The organism is Phycisphaeraceae bacterium (genome assembly GCA_040222855.1).
GTDB lineage: Bacteria > Planctomycetota > Phycisphaerae > Phycisphaerales > Phycisphaeraceae > Mucisphaera.
Map to the genome: position 1 here is coordinate 421,611 of JAVKCD010000019.1, position 17,519 is coordinate 439,129.

Annotated in this window: 16 protein-coding genes; 13 read left to right on the top strand and 3 right to left on the bottom strand. The window is 62.7% G+C overall.

Annotation, left to right across the window (positions count from 1 at the left end; genetic code table 11):
- Positions 1-2 precede the first annotated feature (2 nt).
- The 3 genes from RIG82_07045 to erpA all read left to right on the top strand — a co-directional run bounded on the left by RIG82_07045 (position 3) and on the right by erpA (position 2,195).
- The gene (locus RIG82_07045; protein ID MEQ9460689.1) at positions 3-1,223 is read left to right on the top strand and encodes an IscS subfamily cysteine desulfurase; all 1,221 of its coding nucleotides are present in this window, start codon (positions 3-5) and stop codon (positions 1,221-1,223) included.
- A 92-nt stretch (positions 1,224-1,315) separates the two neighbouring features.
- Positions 1,316-1,747, top strand: coding sequence for a Fe-S cluster assembly scaffold IscU (iscU, locus tag RIG82_07050; protein MEQ9460690.1), 432 nt, complete (start codon positions 1,316-1,318; stop codon positions 1,745-1,747).
- A 94-nt stretch (positions 1,748-1,841) separates the two neighbouring features.
- Complete coding sequence (erpA, locus tag RIG82_07055; GenBank protein MEQ9460691.1) at positions 1,842-2,195, top strand: iron-sulfur cluster insertion protein ErpA; 354 nt, start codon at positions 1,842-1,844, stop codon at positions 2,193-2,195.
- Positions 2,196-2,210: 15 nt separating this feature from the next.
- On the opposite strand, the gene RIG82_07060 is transcribed toward erpA, so the two are convergent.
- Positions 2,211-2,717 (bottom strand): hypothetical protein, encoded by a 507-nt coding sequence (locus RIG82_07060; protein MEQ9460692.1) that lies wholly within the window; start codon positions 2,715-2,717, stop codon positions 2,211-2,213.
- A gap of 18 nt (positions 2,718-2,735) precedes the next feature.
- On the opposite strand from RIG82_07060, the gene RIG82_07065 reads away from it, so the two are divergent.
- Both RIG82_07065 and RIG82_07070 read left to right on the top strand, forming a co-directional pair.
- Positions 2,736-3,335, top strand: coding sequence for an SAM-dependent methyltransferase (locus RIG82_07065; protein MEQ9460693.1), 600 nt, complete (start codon positions 2,736-2,738; stop codon positions 3,333-3,335).
- A gap of 76 nt (positions 3,336-3,411) precedes the next feature.
- Positions 3,412-4,674, top strand: coding sequence for a magnesium transporter (locus tag RIG82_07070; GenBank protein MEQ9460694.1), 1,263 nt, complete (start codon positions 3,412-3,414; stop codon positions 4,672-4,674).
- A gap of 1 nt (position 4,675) precedes the next feature.
- On the opposite strand, the gene RIG82_07075 is transcribed toward RIG82_07070, so the two are convergent.
- Entirely contained in the window at positions 4,676-6,085 is a 1,410-nt protein-coding gene (locus RIG82_07075) for a hypothetical protein (GenBank protein MEQ9460695.1), read from the bottom strand.
- A gap of 107 nt (positions 6,086-6,192) precedes the next feature.
- Here RIG82_07075 and RIG82_07080 point away from each other — a divergent pair, with 107 nt between their 5' ends.
- Positions 6,193-7,758: a family 10 glycosylhydrolase gene (locus tag RIG82_07080; GenBank protein ID MEQ9460696.1), complete on the top strand. Its 1,566-nt coding sequence runs from the start codon at positions 6,193-6,195 to the stop codon at positions 7,756-7,758.
- 58 nt (positions 7,759-7,816) lie between these two features.
- Positions 7,817-8,311 carry a GNAT family N-acetyltransferase gene (locus RIG82_07085; GenBank protein ID MEQ9460697.1) on the top strand — a complete coding sequence of 165 codons (495 nt, stop codon included), beginning with the start codon at positions 7,817-7,819 and terminating at the stop codon, positions 8,309-8,311.
- A gap of 281 nt (positions 8,312-8,592) precedes the next feature.
- Here RIG82_07085 and RIG82_07090 read toward each other — a convergent pair whose 3' ends face one another.
- Positions 8,593-9,990: a family 10 glycosylhydrolase gene (locus tag RIG82_07090; protein ID MEQ9460698.1), complete on the bottom strand. Its 1,398-nt coding sequence runs from the start codon at positions 9,988-9,990 to the stop codon at positions 8,593-8,595.
- A 96-nt stretch (positions 9,991-10,086) separates the two neighbouring features.
- Between RIG82_07090 and RIG82_07095 the strand changes: the two genes are divergently transcribed.
- The 6 genes from RIG82_07095 (at position 10,087) to RIG82_07120 (ending at position 17,462) form a co-directional block, all read left to right on the top strand.
- Complete coding sequence (locus RIG82_07095) at positions 10,087-11,355, top strand: N-acetylmuramoyl-L-alanine amidase (GenBank protein MEQ9460699.1); 1,269 nt, start codon at positions 10,087-10,089, stop codon at positions 11,353-11,355.
- Positions 11,352-12,320, top strand: a complete 969-nt coding sequence (locus RIG82_07100) for a serine hydrolase (GenBank protein MEQ9460700.1) — start codon at positions 11,352-11,354, stop codon at positions 12,318-12,320. Before RIG82_07095 ends, RIG82_07100 begins: the two co-directional genes overlap by 4 nt.
- A gap of 113 nt (positions 12,321-12,433) precedes the next feature.
- The gene (locus tag RIG82_07105; GenBank protein ID MEQ9460701.1) at positions 12,434-13,372 is read left to right on the top strand and encodes a phosphodiester glycosidase family protein; all 939 of its coding nucleotides are present in this window, start codon (positions 12,434-12,436) and stop codon (positions 13,370-13,372) included.
- Positions 13,373-13,391: 19 nt separating this feature from the next.
- Positions 13,392-14,486, top strand: a complete 1,095-nt coding sequence (locus RIG82_07110) for a GntR family transcriptional regulator (GenBank protein MEQ9460702.1) — start codon at positions 13,392-13,394, stop codon at positions 14,484-14,486.
- 336 nt (positions 14,487-14,822) lie between these two features.
- The gene (locus RIG82_07115) at positions 14,823-16,424 is read left to right on the top strand and encodes a hypothetical protein (GenBank protein MEQ9460703.1); all 1,602 of its coding nucleotides are present in this window, start codon (positions 14,823-14,825) and stop codon (positions 16,422-16,424) included.
- Positions 16,425-16,529: 105 nt separating this feature from the next.
- Positions 16,530-17,462 carry a prepilin-type N-terminal cleavage/methylation domain-containing protein gene (locus RIG82_07120; protein MEQ9460704.1) on the top strand — a complete coding sequence of 311 codons (933 nt, stop codon included), beginning with the start codon at positions 16,530-16,532 and terminating at the stop codon, positions 17,460-17,462.
- The last annotated feature ends 57 nt before the right edge of the window (positions 17,463-17,519 follow it).

Here is a 17,519-nt window from a genome sequence, read left to right on the forward strand (position 1 = left end):
GCATGGCCCCCAAACTCCCGATCTACATGGATCACAACGCAACCACGCCGATGGACCCCAGGGTCCTCGATGTGATGCTTCCGTATTTCACCGAGCACTATGGCAACGCCTCGAGCCGCAACCACAGCTTCGGGTGGGCGGCAGAGGACGGCGTCGATAAGGCCCGCCATCAGGTCGCGAGCCTGATCGGAGCCAACTCCAAGGAGATCATCTGGACCTCCGGTGCGACCGAGTCGAACAACCTGGCCATCAAGGGTGTCGCGGAGATGTACGCCAGCAAAGGCAAGCACATTATCTCGGCGTCCCACGAGCACAAGGCCGTGCTCGACCCCTGCAAGCGCCTGCAGCGTGAGGGCTTTGAGGTCACCTTCCTCGATCCCAACGAGGACGGTGTTATCTACGCAGAACAGGTCCGCGAGGCGATGCGCGACGACACGATCCTCGTCTCGATCATGTGGGCCAACAACGAGGTCGGCACCGTCAACGAGATCCCTGAAATCGGTGCCCTCTGTAAAGACCGAGGTGTGCTGTTCCACACCGATGCCACCCAGTGGGTCGGCAAGATGCCGACCGATGTCGAAGCTGCGGGCGTAGACCTGCTCTCGGCGACGGCTCACAAGATGTACGGCCCGAAGGGCGCTGGCTTCCTCTACGTCCGTCGGCGTAAGCCCCGCGTGCGTCTGGCCCCGCTCATCGACGGCGGCGGGCACGAACGCGGCATGCGCTCGGGCACTCTCAACGTCACCGGGATTGTCGGTCTCGGTGCCGCCTGCGAGATCTGTGCTAACGAGATGGAATCCGAAGCCAAGAAACTCTCGACTCTGCGCGATCGCCTGATCGAGGGCATCTGTGGAAAGCTCGAAACCGCCGTGCTCAACGGCCACAAGACCCGACGGCTCCCGCACACGGCGAACATCAGCTTCCCCTATGTGGAAGGTGAGTCGTTGATGATGGCGATGAAGGAAATTGCAGTCAGTTCCGGCTCGGCCTGCACCTCAGCCTCCCTCGAACCGAGCTATGTCCTCAAGGCGCTTGGCGCTGGCGACGAGATCGCCCACAGTTCGATCCGCTTTGGCCTGGGCCGATTCAACACGCAGGAAGAAATCGATTACGTCATCGACAAGGTCAACAAGAGTGTCGAGCACCTGCTCGCCATGAGCCCGCTCTACGACATGGTCAAAGAAGGCATCGACCTCTCGACCGTCGAGTGGGGCAGCCACTAACCCCCGCCTCCCGCATTCGTAAGTCTGGAAATAAGCCGGACCTGAAACAGGTCCTTGAGTCAAGAGCAAACAAAAAAGTAAGGAGCCAACCCATGGCCTACAGCGAAAAAGTCATCGACCACTACGAGCGCCCTCGAAACGTCGGGACGCTGGACAAGGAACAAAAGACCGTCGGCACCGGCGTCGTCGGGGCCCCGGAGTGTGGGGACGTCATGCGACTGCAGATCCAGGTCAACCCGGAGACCGGCGTCATCGAGGACGCGAAGTTCAAGACCTTCGGCTGCGGCTCGGCGATCGCGTCGTCGTCGCTGGCGACTGAGTGGCTCAAGGGCAAGACCGTCCACGAGGCCGAGCAGATCAAGAACACCCAGATCGTCGAGGAGTTGAGCCTCCCGCCCGTGAAGATCCACTGCTCGGTGCTCGCTGAGGACGCCATTCGCGCGGCGATCCATGACTACGAGGAAAAGAACGGTCTGGATCACGACCATGACCACGATCACAGCGAGGCCCAAGCCACGGCTTGACCCCCGCTGGAAGAGGCTATAATCCGCATCCCGAGTCCGATGAAAGGCCCGGGTTTTTAAGAAACCAGCACGCACCGCGGCCTAGCGCCGCCTGATGAGAGACAAGGACCCCACCATGGGCATTCTTCTAAGCGAAACCGCAGCCCGCGAGATCAAGACCATCATCGACCAGCAGGAACTCGACGGCGAGAAGGTGCGGCTCCGCGTCGGCGTCAAGGGCGGGGGCTGCTCCGGCTTCTCCTACCTCCTCGACCTGACCGAGACGTCCCGCGACAACGATGAGATGTTCGACCAGCACGGCGTCAAGGTTGTCTGTGACCCCAAGAGCTACCTCTACCTCAACGGCGTCTCCATCGACTTCAAAGACGAGGTCATGGGCCGCGGGTTTGTGTTCAACAACCCGAATGCGAGCAGCAGCTGTGGGTGCGGGAGCAGCTTTAGCGCTTGATCGAAGCCAGGTGAATCACACCAAACCCGTGAGGAAGCATACCGCCTCCCGCGGGTTTTTTAATGGAATCAACGCCATCCCCGCCGGCCGCTTCTCCAACGCCTCCACGAGCGCTGGCCTTCCCGTCCGTTTGAAATGCCACGCGTACGTTAGGAATTCCCAGTCAAAGCTCTCCCGGCACCCCTCGGCCATGTCGGGGCGACCACGCCACCGGCCCGTGATCTGCCGCTTGAGAACCCGCCAGCGGTAAACGTGTGGGGCGTAGTCCAGGTGAATCACCGTGTCGGCACGCGCCAAGCGCATCGGCAGCGTCGGCGCGAAGTTGCCATCGATGATCCACTGGTCCTCCGCGACGATGGGGGCGAGACGCTCGGCGAGTTCTTCCGTCGATCGCGCCTGCCAGCCCGGCTTCCAGAAAAGCACGTCAATGTGATGCACCGGCAGCCCGGTCGCCGCACCCAGGTGGCGGGCAAAGGTGCTCTTCCCCGCCCCACAGGGACCGACGACGCAGACTCGTTGCATCTGCGTCATGATAAGGCCGTGACGCACACCACAGGTCCAACGAGGGGGGAGGGCTTCGCCTCCCGCGCCGGCGTCAAGCTCGATGCGGCTCTCACATCCTTTGGGGTCGACCCCGCCGGTCTCACCTGTGCCGACCTTGGCTGCTCGACCGGTGGGTTTACCGACTGCCTGATCCAGCGCGGGGCTCAGCGGGTCTACGCCGTCGATACGGCCTACGGCGAGCTTGCCTGGAAACTTCGGCAACACGACCGCGTCACCGTCCTGGAACGAACCAACGCCCTGCACTTTGATCCGCGCGAGGAACTCGAAGGCTTTACCGGCGCAGACCTCGTCTCGATTGACCTGGGCTGGACCAAGCAGCAGCGTGCCATCCCCGCAGCGATCCGCTGGCTCAAGCGCGACCACGATCAGCCCGTTGGCGACGTGATCGCCCTCATCAAACCGCACTACGAATCCGGCCAGCACAAGCTCGACGATGACGAAGCCGAGCGGATCGCTCGCGAAGTTGCTGTCGGTCTTGAAGATGATCATGTGAAGCTGGGGGGGGTGATTGCCTCGCCGGTTCGTGGCGGGAAGGGCAAGAACCTCGAGTTCCTCACTCACATCAAGGTCCGGTAAGCACGGGCAACGCTTTGCACTCAGCCAGGTTGGCGTATGCTGTAGTGCCTGCGATCAAGTCTGAACTAGGCCGAGCATGAGCAAAACTGAGAGCATCAAACCCAGCACACCCCGGGTCGCATCGTTCCCGCAGAACGTCGAAGAGTTGTGCGAAGCACTGCCCCACGTCACGCCCCACGAGGGCGCCGGCCTCCTTCTTCTCAATGACCCCGCCGACGCCGCCAAGGCGCTGCAGACCATCAACCCCTCCGTCGCCGCTCCGATCCTCGATGAGTTGAGCGTCAACGACCGTGACACCATCGCCCGTGCCGCCCCCGCCGCCGTCGGCGAGCAGTGGCAACGCAACGCCACCTACGCCCGCGGCACCATCGGCCGGGTCATGCGCCCCGCCTTCGCCGTCTTCCAGCAAGGCATCACCATCGGCGACGCCGTCGAACAACTCCGCGGTCTCGTCAAAGAGTTCTTCATCACCTACGCCTACGTCGTGGATGAAAACCGCAAACTCCTCGGCGTCGTCACCATGCGCGAGCTGCTCTTCGCTGACCGAGCGGCCAGCATCAGCTCGATCATGATCAGCAAGCCCTACGCCGTCCCCGCCTCCCAGCGCATGGAGGACACCCTCGACGAACTCGTCCGCATGCACCTGCCGGTCTATCCCGTCGTCAGCGACGACGGCGTCCTCGTCGGCGAAGTCCGCGGGCAATCGATGTTCGAGAACCAGAAAATGGCCATCTCGGCACAGCTCGGTTCATCCGTCGGCGTCGGCAAGGAAGAGAAGCTCACCACCAGCATCCTCACCAGCCTGCGACTCCGCCACGCCTGGCTCCAGGTCAACCTGCTCACCGCCTTCATCGCTGGCGCCGTCGTGAGTCTCTTTGAAGGCACCATCGCCCAGGTCGTCGTGCTTGCCGCATTTCTCCCCGTCCTCGCTGGACAAGCTGGCAACACTGGTGCCCAGGCGCTCGCTGTCGTGATCCGCGCGATCACCCTGGGCGACCTCAAGCCTGGCATGACGATGCGTGTCCTGCGAAAAGAGATGATCCTTGGCACGCTCAACGGCCTGTTCGTCGGCGTCGTCGCCGGTCTCGTGATGTTCGGCTACGCCATCCTCGCCGGTGCCGAGCAGAGCCCGGTCGTCCTCGCCCTCGTCGTCCTCACCGCCATGGTCGGGAGCTGCCTGCTCAGCGGGCTCTCCGGGGCGCTGATCCCCATCATGCTCAAGCGCTTCGGCGTCGATCCCGCGACCGCCTCCTCGATCTTCCTCACCACCTGCACTGACATCGCCGCGCTCGGCCTGCTGCTCATCCTCGCGTCGATCTTCGTCGTCTCGGCCACCTGATTCACGGCTTCTCGGCGGGCCGATCGCCAACACGATGCGCCATCCGTGCAAACCCTGCCCAGGCGACGCACGCCAGCGCCAACGAGATCGCGAAGTACCAACCACCCATGCCCGCGAACCCCGGCAGGCTCAGGCCCGCTGGCAACCGGATCTCACCCCAGCCGGTGTAGAGCAGCACACCGATGAATGGCGCGGTCGCGCCCCGCACGCCGGTCAATGTGACGTGAATCCCCATGTAGATCGACACCAAACGACGGTCGGCGAAGTCGTTGTGTCCAAGATTCCAGGCCAGCGTCCCGCCAGCCCGAGTCATGCCGATCACAACGCGTGCTACAGCAATCAGCGTGATCGACCCCATCACCGCCCCGAGCAGATTGAAGATCTGCGCGCCGGTCCAGAACCATCCCTGGCGTGATCGGAACCGCGCGATGTGCACGCTGTCGAGAAACCCCGCCCAGTAGGGCATCGTCACCACGGTTAGCAACAGCGGGATCGACGTCGAGAGCAGCACCGAGAGCAAGTATTCGTTGTCACGCCCGGCGGTCATCTCCGCGATCGCATAAATCACTGCCGCCTCACCCGACATCATCGACATCCCCGCGATGAACTGCCAGAACATGTACGTCCGAAACTCTGGGTCATTCCGCAGCACCGACCAGAACGTGTCATCGCGCTCGCCGTTCTTCTGATACTCATAGATCGCGCCCGTCTCACCTTTGGGCTGCGGATAGGCATCGACCCGGTTCTCGTAGGCCAACAGCGAACGTTCGCCACGCAACCGGACCCTAGAAAACGCGAAGACCCCTGCGATCGCGAGCACCGCGGCGCTCGGATAGAGCAGCCGGAAGTTCTCCGGATTCTGATCCAGAAACGTGTAGCCCACCATCGGGGCCACCGCCATGATCAGACTCACCAGCACCGTCAACCGCCCGGTGATCTGACCACGCGACTGCCGGGGGTAGTTGTTCCGCCAGACCACGCTCCGCAGCGTCACGATCCCCGCCAGGAGACACCGCGCTGCGATCACCAGCAGCGTCAACGCCAGCGCCCCCTCAGCCCCAACCGGCAACAGCGCAATCCCCGCGATACACCCCAGCGTCGCCACCATCAGCAGGGTGATAAACGGTACCTTCGACCGCCCTCGAGCCAGCACCGCCCAGACCACACTCGTGAGATTCGCGAACATCGGCGCCGCCTGGATCGCCGCGAACATCACCGGCGGCGCATCAAACGCCTTGGTCGCCAGCACCCCGATCACCCCGCCCTCGACCATCGATACCGCAATCGGCAGCGTCGTCGAGGTCATCAGCTCACGCTGATAGCTCGGGCGGGTCATCAGCGGCTGGGCCGCCGGCAAAAAACTAGCCAGATAAGGGATCATCCGTACGCGTTCCTCGGACGCTCCGGCCATCATCGAGACCTTCGAGTCCCTTGTCGAACCGCACTTAGGACCGGGTGTGCCAGTCTGGTACTCTGCCGCAGACTTACAACTGTTCTAGAACCATACGGAGGTCTTCCATGCGTGCCCTCACTTCGATCGCCGCCTTCCTCGCCATCATCAGCCTGCCGCTTGGCTGCACGACCTCTGCGGTCTCGCAAACCGATCGCAACGATGCCGCCTCAGAACCGGCCGCCGAGCTGGTCATCCCCGAGGTCCCCCGCGAGTTCCGCGCCGTCTGGATCGCCACCGTCGCCAACATCGACTGGCCCTCTGCACCCGGCCTGCCCGTTGAGCAGCAGAAAGCCGAGCTGATCGAACAGCTCGACCTCTTCAAGAAACTCAACATGAATGCCATCATCTTCCAGGTCCGGCCCCACGCTGATGCCCTCTACGCCTCGAAGTTCGAGCCGTGGTCCTACTACCTCACCGGCGAGCAGGGCAAGGCGCCCGAACCCTTCTACGACCCCCTCGAGTTCGCCATCGACGAGGCCCACCAACGCGGGATGGAACTACACGCCTGGTTCAACCCCTACCGCGCCGATCACCCCTCTCACAAGGGCGAGATCGCCGACGACCACATCGTCAAAACCAACCCCGACCTCGCCCCCGTCTACGGCAGCCACCGCTGGATGAACCCCGCCGAGGAACAGGTCAAGCAACGCTCCCTCGACGTCTTCCTCGACGTCGCCACCCGATACAACGTCGACGGCATCCATATCGACGACTACTTCTACCCCTATCAGATCCGCGATGACGACGGCAACGTGGTCGACTTCCCCGACGCTGACAGCTACGCCGCCTATCAGGCCGCTGGCGGAACCATGTCCATCAGCGACTTCCGCCGCGCCGCTGTCGACGACTTCATCGAACGCTTCTACACCCAGCTCAAGGACAAAGCCCCCCGCGTCCGCTTCGGTATCTCCCCCTTCGGCATCTGGAAGCCCGGTTACCCCGCACAGGTCCAGGGCTTCAACCAGTACGAAGGCCTCTACGCCGACGCCAAAAAGTGGATCGTCGAAGGCTGGGTCGACTACTACACGCCTCAGCTCTACTGGGAAATCGCCAAGCCCCAGCAATCCTTCGTCGCGCTGCTCACCTGGTGGACCCAGCAGAACCCCAAGGGCCGCAACATCTGGCCCGGCCTCGGAACCTACAAAACCGAACGGCAGTTTGACGACAACGAGGTTCTCTATCAAATCGAGTGGATCCGCCACATCGACGGCACCAACGGGCACGTCCACTTCTCCGCCAAGTCCATCATCAACGACCTCGGCGGATTCCAGGACAAGGCCATGAAAGGCGTCTACGCCCAACCTGCCCTCGTGCCCGCTTCCCCGTGGCTCGCCGATGACCAGCCCGCCGCCCCGACTCCTCGCCTCGCTGGCATCAGCCCACGAGGTGCCCGCGTGATTCTTGACGCCAAGTCTCTCCAAGGCATCCGCAACTGGGTCGTCCAGATCAAGCGCGGCGAGACCTGGGGCTACCAGATCATCCCCGCATCACAACGCGCCATCACCATCCCACTCCCCGAAGGCGCCGTCGCCCAAGGCGTCCCCAATCAGGGCGTCCAGGCCATCGTTGTCTTCACCGTCGACGACCTGGGCATCAGCAGCCCCAAAGTCGTCATGGACCTGCCTGAATAAAGCAGCACGACGAAACGAGCCTCGGGCGGAAGCCCGGCGGCCACGGAACCCGACAGCCATGCCCGACATGCTCGTCAAACTCTACGAACTCCCCCCGCACGAGAAACTCCTCGAAGACCTCCGCGCGGCGGGTGTCATGGTCCGTCGAGCCTCTGCTCACGAAAAACGCCACGTCCTGCGCTTCGCCAAAGAAGAGTTCCACCCCGGCTGGGCCGACGAGAGCGATGTCGCCTTCACCCGCAACCCCATCAGCTGCTTCATCGCTGTCGAGAACGAGTCCGTCATCGGCTTCGCCTGCTACGACGTCACCCGAAAGAGCTACTTCGGCCCCACCGCTGTCCTCGACACCGCTCAGGGCCGCGGCATTGGCAAAGCCCTGCTCCTTGCTGCCCTCTGGGCCCTCTGGCACGAGGGCTACGCCTACGCCATCATCGGTGGCGCAGGCCCCACCGGCTTCTACGAAAAACACTGCAACGCCGTCACCATCCCGGGATCATCGCCGGGGATCTATGGGAACAAGATTCGGAGTGAGTTGGACCCGCCTGTAGCATGACGCCATGGCTCAGAATGACTTCAAACGCCACCGGCTGGCAGTCCACTGTCTTATGTTCTATCTGGGGATTTGCGGCATCGTTATGGTCATACCCATATTACAGACACCAGCGGAAGATGTTAGGCCCGGAGATTTCTCAAGCCTTTACATTCATCCGGTTGTCTGGAGTCTTTGGGCCGCGCTAGGCTTGCTCAACTTCATGATGGGTTCGGCCTATATTTCGTGCCTTGCTTTTCAAGGGTATCTCAATTGGCTTGGCAGAAGACAAAGGGATAAAGCCCCTACCGCCGATCCACCAGCAACTCCACCTTCGCCGCGTCCTTGATCACGAGCCGGTGCTCACCGGCATAGAAGAACCGGCTCTTGACCACACCCCACGTCTCACCATCATGCGCGATCACCCGGTATTGCCCCGGCTGCTCCACCGTCACCGACCAGGCATTCAGGTCGACCTCATCCGCCACGGCTTCGATCGGTGCAGGACGCCACGTCGTCCCCAGCTTCGGATGCGGCGCGTGACCCTGATTCGCCACATCGTAAAACGCCGTCAGCTCCTGCTCATACACGTCCAGCACGCCTCGGCTAAACCAGTGGCAGTGCCCGCCCGCGCCCGTCTCGCGAGGCAGCGTCATCTTCTGCACCATCTCGGGCCACGTCGTGTCATCCCCTTCACCCACCACCCGGATCCCCGACACCAGGTCCATCAACCGATTAGGGCCCGCCGCATCCATCTGCGCCGGCCAGTCCCGCAGGTACGTCTCGTAGTTGAACCGGTAAATCTGCGGGAGATACTCGTCCATCCACCCCCGCCGTGACCACGTCCGCCAATCGCACGCGTAGTTCTCCAGACTCCAGGGATAGATCGCGGGGCTGATCGACACGATCAGGTGCGGGCGCTTCTGCTTGAGTTCTTTATAGAACCGCTCGGCGAAATCGCCCACCTTCTCCGCACGCCAACGCACCCAGTCCGGGTCCCGCGCATCCGCAGGCGGCTTCGCGCCATTGTGCTCCAGCTTGTACTGCTCGACCGTGTACGGGTCGTAACCCATCGTCACCGGCCACGCGATCCGGTCATCCAGTTGCACCCCATCGAGGTCGTAGTTGTCCACCGCCTCCAGCATGATCGCCATCAAGAAATCACGCACCTCGGGGTGCAGCGGGTTCATCCACACAAACGGGTTCTGATCCGACACCAGCTCCCCATCTCTGGTCTGCGTCAACCACTCCGGCTTCCTCCGCCGGAGATGATTGTTCGTGTCCTTGTACGCCGCCATGAAGCCGTACTCGAACCACGCGATGTAGATCAACTGATTCCGGTGCGCCTCGATCAGCGTCTCCTGCAACAAGTCACGCCCCGCCTCCCGAATCCGCTCGGGTGGATCGCTCGGGTCCGCCGGCATCAGCGCCGGCCGACGATCCACGCCGATCGTGTCCATCAAGACCTGCGACGGGTACTGCGTGTACCCGTTCTTCCACGTCTCGACGTACACGGTGTTGAGCCCGATCGCCCGGAGCCGCTTCATGCTCTCCGCCGTGTTCGCCGGATTCGCGATCGCCTCGTTCGCCGTCGTCGTCATCCATGTCCCCCGCAGCTCAGGCGGGGCCGCCAGCGACCCACTCCCCATCGACAGCACCAGGCCGACAACACCCCCAACAGTCCATTTCATCATCGAACGCATCGCGAGATCTCCAGATAAGACCGTGGATCGATAAGCTAAGACGGTTAGAGTGTAGCCCAAGTCTTATGTAAGACCCAGCCCCAAGTGAGACCACCCATGCCCGCCGTCAAAACAGCACTCACCCTCCTCGCCTTGATCCTCGTCGCCATCATCGGCACGGTCGCCTGCCAGACTCAGCCCGAAAACCCGACACCACCTGCGGTCACAGCACCCCCTGCCTTCGGCGAGCCCGGCTGGCAACCCGCGCCCCTCGAAGAGGCCATGGCCCGCCTCCAACACCGCGAAGAATGGTCACCCGATGGCGAACACCTCAACTTCCCGCGTCACCCCGCTGAGAAATACCTCGAAGGCATGGTCATCGTCCTCGACCCCGGCCATGGCGGGGCCGCCGACCGCGCCGGCTACAAACGCGGGCCGACCGGCGTCCGCGAAGCCGAGATGAACCTCCGCACCAGCCTCCTGCTCCGCGAACTCCTCGAGCAAGCCGGCGTCATCGTTCACATGACCCGCGAAACCGAACGCTCCGACATCGCCGACGACTCCATGGACGGAACCCTCCAGCGACGCGCCGACCTCGCCAACACCATCGAACGACCCGACGGAACCCTCGGTGCCGACCTCTTCCTCTCCATCCACCACAACGCCAGCTCAAGACCCGACGCCAACTTCACCTCCATCTGGTACCACGGACACGTCGATTGGGCCGAAGTCGAACTCGACCTCGCCCGACACATCGCTTTCAACACCTTCCGCACCATGCGCACCTCTGAAGTCGGGCTTACTTCTCCCCTCCTCTCCGACCAGCTCATGTACAACGCCGGCTTCGCCGTCCTCCGATACTCCCGCGTCCCCGCCATCCTCACCGAACTCTCCTTCTTCTCCAACCCCACCGAAGAACAACGACTCCGCGACGCGAACTACAACCTCAAAGCCGCCTACGGCATCTACCTCGGCCTCGTCGACCATGCCTACAGCGGGCAACCCACCCAATCCACCCCCGTCGCCACCGCCGAAGACAACGAGATGACCATCACCACCACCCTCGACGACGGCATGCCCGGCTGGTGGGGCTCCGACCGACAACGCACCCTCTCCACCACCATCCGCGTCCTCGTCGATGGCACCCCCATCCCCCACACCTTCGACCCCGAAACCAAACAACTCACCGCCAGCCTCCTGTTACCCGATGGCGACCTCGAAGCCCGAACCATCAGTATCCACCACGCCAACTACCACAAACAGCACAACTACCCTCAACGCTTCGGCCTCGCCTTCATCGCCGAAGACGACGGAACCATCATGACAGGCGTCACCCCCATCGGACGACCCCGCTACGAACCGCCAGCGGAGCCCGACGAACAATGACCAGCCCGCGCAACCCAGAAGCACCGTGGCTCGACCTCCCCGATGTCGCCCAACCCGTCGAGCTCGTCAACGCCAACGTCTCCATCGATGACCTCGTCGATCTCCCCGTAGGCTCAGCCCTCACCCTCGCGCGCATCACACCCGACGGCCAACTCCGCACCACCCGCTGGCGCGACACCGGCCGCCTCGGCTTCTACCCCGCCTCGTCCATCAAGTGGGCCACCGTCGCCCTCACTCTCGGACTCATTGACCAACATGGCTGGGGCCTCGACACCGTCATCCAGATAGGCGACGACCCCGCCCTCTCCCTCCGCCGCCTCATGGCCTCCACCATCATCCTCTCCTCCAACACCGGCTTCTGCACTCTTCACGAACTCGTCGGCACCCGCGAGACCCACCAGGCCATGCAACGCTGGGGCATCCACGACTCTGTCGTCCGCCGACACTTCAGACGCCCCACCTACACCCACAGCCGCGAGATCAAGGTCTACAACAACGGTCGGCACACCCAGACCCTCGAAGCGCGCCCACCCTTCGACGCCCCCGACCCCCCGATCCACACCCAGCCCACCTCAGGCGGTAAAGGCAAGTCCAACTGGTACACCACCGATGACCTGACCCGACTCGCCGCCGCCACCCTCGCCGGAACCACACGCCAGACCCGCTTCTTCAACCACTTCGCCAACTGGCTCGCGCTGACCAACCACTGCTACGTCGCCGATGGCCTCGCCGAAGTCACCGCCAGCGAGCCCGCACGCCCCCCCTTCATCGTCCTCAACAAACCCGGCTGGTGGCCCGGCTCCGGCTCCGTCCTCGAACTCGGCTACATCCACGATGTCAACCGACAAGCCGACTACGCCTTCGCCATGTACCACGAGGGCACCCTCAAGGACGCCCACCGCAACACCAAGCAGGCCTTTGCCTCGATCTTCCGGGCCATCCACCAGCACCGCCTCGACCTCTGACCCACCCCAACCCCCCCCCGATCACGCGCCCCTCCCCCGGGAATCGCTAAACTGACCCAAGGCTTCCGCCCGCACCAGCCGCGGGCTCGCAATATCCGATCAACCGAGGCGCGATGGGCACGACGACAAGCATCCTGAGCCTGACCACCTTGGCGATCACCCTGCTGATCACCGCTGGCTGTCAACAAGCCCCCGTCGTCCAACCCGCCCCCGAGCCCATCCCCGAACCCAAAACCGATTCGATACGGGTCTCCCCTTACTCAGCACAAACCCCCGACGGCCCCATCCGCGGTTACCTCGCCTGGATCGACCTCTCCGACCCCGCACTCGATGTCACCGTTACCGCCCCTCTCCCCGAAGATCACCCCGGCAACCCCGCCGCCGAAGCCTCCAACCTCCCGACCAACACCTGGGCCCAGAACAACAACCTCATCCTCGCCACCAACGCCAACTTCTACGGCTTCCTCAAAGAAGGCGGAACCGATCTCATTGGCCTCTCCGTCTCAGAAGGCACCGTCGTCTCGCCCCCTCGAATCTCCGACAACGGACCCGACCCCGCCATCGCCTTCACCCATGACAGCAAAGTCATCATCGCCAACCTCGGACCCGCTCAACTCCCCTTCATCGAAGACGCCGTCGCTGGCGTAGGCGGGTCCGAAACATCTTCCAACCAACTCGGCACCCTCCTCGTAACCAACGGACAAAACACCGGCCACACGGCACGCGTACAGCCCACCAACCGACACCCACGCACCGCCGCCGGCGTCGATGCCTCCGGCTCCACCCTTATCCTCGCCGTCATCGACGGACGCCGCGAAGGCTGGTCCGTAGGCGTTACCCTCCCCGAACTCGCCGACATCATGATCGACGCAGGTGCCATCGATGCCGTTAACCTAGATGGCGGCGGCTCCTCCTCCTTCTACTTTGACCGTGCCGCATGGCTCGGAACCGATGAGCCGCCCGTCACCAACCTCCCCAGTGACGCCAAAGGCTGGCGCGCCGTGGCCAACCACCTGGGCGTCCGCATCCTGCCCCGCAACAACACACCCTGACCCCCGATCGAGACCGAGCTTGAACGAAGAAGCCCAACTCAAACCCGTCAAGCCCCAACAAGGCCGACCCCTCTACGAAACCGTCAAAGAGGCCGTCATCGCCGCGATCGACTCCGGGGTCTTCAAAGCCGGTGAACGCATCCCCTCCACCAAAGAGCTCAGCCAGCAACTCTCCGTCTCCCTCGTCACCGCCCACCGCGCCCTCCAGGACCTCGTCACCATCGGCATCCTCGACCGCCGACAGGGACGCGGAACCTTCGTCATCGACCGAAAAGATCGACCCCGGCAGCTCCGACGCATCGGCGTCCTCTTCTCCGAACAGGCCTCCATCGCCGATTTCTACCACTCGCAAATCCTCGAAGGCATCCGCCAACGCGCCGACGACTGCCTCATCGAACCCACCATCCTCCCCTGGGGAACCCGCCAACCCCCCAACTGCAAGGGCTTTCTCCTCATCAACCCACAGGAAGAACAAGTCCGACGACTCACCTCAGAAATCGACGGCAGAGCCCCCCTGCTCGTCATCGGCGCCAAGTCCGCCGTCTCTTCCATCGCCTCCGTCGGCATCGACAACCACGACGTCAGCCGCCAGGCCGTCGAATACCTCCACCACCTGGGACACACCCGCATCGGCTACATAGGCGGAATGACCGACCTCTCCGACACCCGCGACCGACGCCGCGGATTCGAGGAAATCTGTCAACGCCTCGACATCGACACCGACAACACCCTCCTCCTCGAAGCCGACTCCTGGCGGCTCTCCGCCGACGAAAAATCACGCCTCACCGACATGCTCAACGCTGAGGACCGGCCCACCGCCGTCTTCGCCGCCGGCTACTACCTCGCTCTCGACCTCTACGAAGTCGCCGCCCGCGCCGGACTCGCCGTCCCCGAGCAACTCTCCGTCGTCGCCGTCGATGACCCCCCCTCCGCCGAACACCTCTCCCCACGACTCACCACCATCCACCAGCCCCTCGTCGACCTCGGCCGTGTCGCCGTCGACACCATGGTCCGACTCCTCGATGGCGGGGCCACCCCCACCGTCGCCGACACCGTCCTGCGAACCCACCTCATCGCCCGAGACTCCGCAGCCAACGCACCCTCTCAGGGTTAACCCCACCCAGCTACCCCACAAACGACAACCCCCGCCAATCGCCACCCAATCGTGGCGATTCCTCTAGCCTCCCCTCAAACACAGGCTATGCTTACTGGTTGCTAAGTGCTGATCAGTATAAGACTTGAAAGACTTAACGCGAACAAAACACCACCACGATTTTCTCTGGCTTTTACCCGCAACCGGTGGTAGCTTATATAAGTATCCTTTGGGCTGGCGCTCAACCCGCCGCCCCATGCTCTCGTTTGCTCAACTGATTCCCGCCCACAGTCACCGGGCCAAGAGTACCGAAACCCATGACCCCGTCCCCCGCTTTTTCTTCCCAGGAGGTTTGAGATGAAAGCACGCAAGACATCAGCCCTGCTCGCCGTGGCCCTCACCGCCACACCCGCCCTCGCGCAAGTCACGTTCAACCAGCGAACGGCCATCGAGGTCAGCGCCGCAGGAGCCCTTGTTAATTCCGGCAACCCGTTTATCGGATTGATCCCCGCCGACCCCTCGATCTATGTGGGGCGCCCCATTACCGTCGCTTGGGACGGAAGCACCGCGTACATCGCAGGCATCGAGAATGCTGGACTTGGCGGGCAGACCGCTAACACCGGCATCGTTGAAGTGACCAACGCCGGAGCAGCCGTCAATCTAACAGCGGGAACATACGGCACACCCTTTGCCAAGGTCCAAGGCAGCGCCTTCATTGGTTTCAACGACATCGATATCCAAGGCGACCGCCTCATCGCAGGGTACGAAGGTGCTGGCTCTACGCCCCCCTTCAGTATCTGGGATGTCTCGACAAGCTCACCGAGCCAGGTCGGAGCGGGCAGCAATGAACAGTCTGGCCGAGGCGTAGCATTCGACCCCGGCTTCGGCGGAGCAGGTGCTGGCGCAGCTTGGATCTCATTCGGCGTTGGCTTCACGCTCGGACGTGGTCTCCACGACCCAATCACCGGCGACCTCATCGATACGCTTGCCGATGGTGTCGTGCAGGCTGGCAACCAAGACCCCGCAGCTTTTCCGGGCGATCCGCCGGTCACCGATCCCGGCGAAGTCTTCGAAACCAACCGCGAACTCGACTTCGGACCCAATGGCGACATCTACATCCGCCACAACAACTTCCTCGATCGTGGCGTCCGCGACTCGGCTGGGACCGTCTCCTCGGTCACCCGCATCGACCTCGGCGAGCCCCAGGGCGACTTCTTTGTCGGCCAGAACCTCGAGTACGTCGTGATGGGTGAAGAATCCGATATCTCCGATGACTTCGTCCTCTATAACAGCCGCTACCGCGATGTGAACTCAGTGAGTGAGTTCACGCCTCTGCACCTGAGCTTTGCTGATGCTGTGAAGGCGGTTGATCCCAGTGGCAATGCCGTCGATGTCCAGTTCAACTTCCTCGTCGATGGCGGGGCCGGTGACCTGACACCCGGCGTTCAGGACCCCATCTACGACTTCTCCTACGACCCGGTGACTCAATCACTGGCCATCCTCGAGTTCGGCCGTGGCATCATCCACATCTTCGACCTCGACACCGGCGGCGAAGGTCTCTTCGGCGACTACGACGACTCAGGAATCCTCGACGAGCCCGACATCAACCTCCTCACCGCCGCCATCCGCGCCGGGTCCACTGACCTCGACTTCGACGCCGACAGCTCCGGCACCATCGACGCGGATGACCTCAACGAGTGGGTCACCGTCCTCTTCGGGACCTTCCTCGGCGACGCCAACCTCGACGGCAACGTCGACCTCATCGACCTCTCCGCCCTCGCCTCCAACTTTGGCGGAACCGCCGGTTGGGCTGGCGGAAACTTCAACACCGACACCATCGTCGACCTGATCGACCTCTCACTCCTCGCCTCTAACTTCGGCTCGACCACGACCATCCCCGAGCCGGCCGCTATCAGCCTCCTCGGCCTCGGCGCCCTCGCCATTGGTCGCCGTCGCTGACCCTTACGAAACACTCACTCATCGAGGCGGAAACGCCTCGATGAGACTTTGCCCACAAACCGACAACATCCAAGACCCGTTATCCACACATCCCAGGAGCGTGCTATGTCACAGCCCACCCCACGCCGCACCCACGGCTTCACCCTCATCGAACTTCTGGTGGTCATCTCCATCATCGCACTCCTCATCGGCATACTCCTGCCAGCGCTTGGCGCAGCACGCAACACCGCGAGAAACATGGGATGCCTCAGCAACAACCGACAACTTGTGATCGCGCTCTACGCCTACGCTGTAGATAACGACTCATCCTTCCCGGACAATACCGCTGGCGGCACCATCTCTTGGTATGACCTGGAACGCCTTGGACAATACCTGCCCGGAGAACTTGAGAGTGACGCCAATCAGACGATTGTTGGCGGAGCCATGGTCTGCCCAAGCGATCGCGGTCCCCAAGGAACCGATGCCCAAAGCAACGACATGGAAATCGGACGCTCCTATGCTATGAATATTTTTGGAACCGCAAGGGCAGCCGCACTGATGGGCGGGATCAGCGGAACCTCCGAAGATGCCGTTGTACAAGCAGGAATGAACTTCAACGCAGACAGCAACAATGCCAGCAGCGTCATGCTGATTTCAGAAGCCTGGTCCGAAGACTTTGAAGGTGAACGTGCAACCACACGCTCCACCATCGGCGAAGAAGCTGGCTACGCCATTCCATGGAGTGGTATCGTCAACGGTTCACAACGTATCCCAGGGGCCATGGGGCTCAGATGGGTCGGCTTCGACGGATTTAGTGTCGGCAACTTCCAAGGCTGGAGTGGTATAGCCACAGCAACAGAACTCGACTGGACCCGTCACGGGGGCAACAATGATCCCTCGACCGTGACGCCCGGAGCCAGCATCAACATCGGCTATGCCGATGGTCATGGGGCCTCGAAAGCTGCTGGTAGCCTGGTCACCGAAGTCAGAGGCGGAACACCAGCCAGTACCTTCGATGCCATGTGGACCCCCGTCGATAAGACGCTCGAAGGCAACTAACCCCCCTCGAACTTTGTGACTCCCCCCAACGGGCCAACGCCCTCGCGTCGGCCCGTT